This is a genomic window from Azospirillum sp. UFLA03-27, assembly GCF_059803775.1.
The window spans coordinates 1-1,148 of the sequence record NZ_JAUQTX010000509.1; the positions used below are offsets into that span (position 1 = coordinate 1).

Annotated in this window: 2 protein-coding genes; one reads left to right on the plus strand and one right to left on the minus strand. The window is 64.1% G+C overall.

Annotated features, from left to right (window positions below; all coding sequences use genetic code 11):
- Positions 1-467, minus strand: a 467-nt coding sequence (locus tag Q4I23_RS32765) for a hypothetical protein (RefSeq protein ID WP_498529012.1), incomplete at its 3' end; no start/stop codon positions are given.
- A gap of 202 nt (positions 468-669) precedes the next feature.
- On the opposite strand from Q4I23_RS32765, the gene phaR reads away from it, so the two are divergent.
- A partial coding sequence (phaR, locus tag Q4I23_RS32770) for a polyhydroxyalkanoate synthesis repressor PhaR (protein ID WP_498529013.1) occupies positions 670-1,148 on the plus strand: 479 nt, incomplete at its 3' end.

Below are 1,148 nucleotides of genomic sequence, written 5' to 3' on the forward strand. Positions count from 1 at the left end.
CCGCCCGCTCCTGCAGATGCGGCTTCCATGGCAGCGAGCCGTTCCTCAAGTGTGGCAATGCGGCGGAGGAGCTGAGCAGTGTCGCCGCCACCGTCGCCAGATGCAGCGCCAGCGGCCGCGGCCCCAGCCTTGGGGTGGGCCGCAGAGCGGGTTGCGGGGGGATCGTGGCGTTGTCCCCGGTCACGCGGCTCTCCCTCGGAGGACGGCTGGGACCCGGCAGGCTGGGGTGGGGCCGGCGTCGGATTCCAGCCGGTGCCCGGCGGGCTGGCGTAGGCGAAACCGCCCGGCCCCAGGACGAAGGGCGCCATCGCCGCGGCGCCCTGCGCCATCATCTGGAACAGGCGGGCGGCGGCATCGGCCATCTCGGGATCGGCGGCGCAGGCCGCCCATTGTTCCTGCCACAGGTCGAGGTACCGTTGCGCGAGCGTTTCCAGGGACGGGATGTCGGATTCGGACGATTCGGCCATGGCGAGGAGTATATGAGGGAGGCGGTGCCCTTGACCAGAGCCGCGAAGGACCGATCGAAAATGCCGCAAATCCCGAATTATCGGGGGGACGCCCATTTGGGGTCGCAGCGCTGCGGCACAGCACTGGACAGGGTGCATTCCTTCGAGTAGTCCTTATATCTGGAACATTCTCGCCGCACGACCCTTCTTGAAAGAAACAGCGATGGCCGACAAGGAAGACCAGAAGTCCGCGACGATCACGATCAAGAAGTACGCCAACCGGCGGCTCTACAACACGGCGACCAGCAGCTACGTGACGCTCGACCATCTCTGTCAGATGGTCAAGGACGGGCTCGACTTTGTGGTCTATGACGCGAAGACCGGAGAGGACATTACCCGCTCCGTCCTGACGCAGATCATCGTGGAGGAGGAGAGCAAGGGCCAGAACCTGCTGCCGATCAGCTTCCTGCGCCAGCTCATCGGCTTCTACGGCGACAACATGCAGTGGATGGTGCCGCGCTACCTCGAATATTCGATGCAGTCCTTCTCGCGCAACCAGGAGCAGATGCGCGACTATTTCCAGAACACGCTGGGCGGCATGTTCCCCTTCGGCCGGCTGGAAGAGGTCGGCAAGCAGAACATGGCGATGTTCGAACGGGCCACTGTCTCTTATACACATCTCCGAGCCCACGAGACTATAAC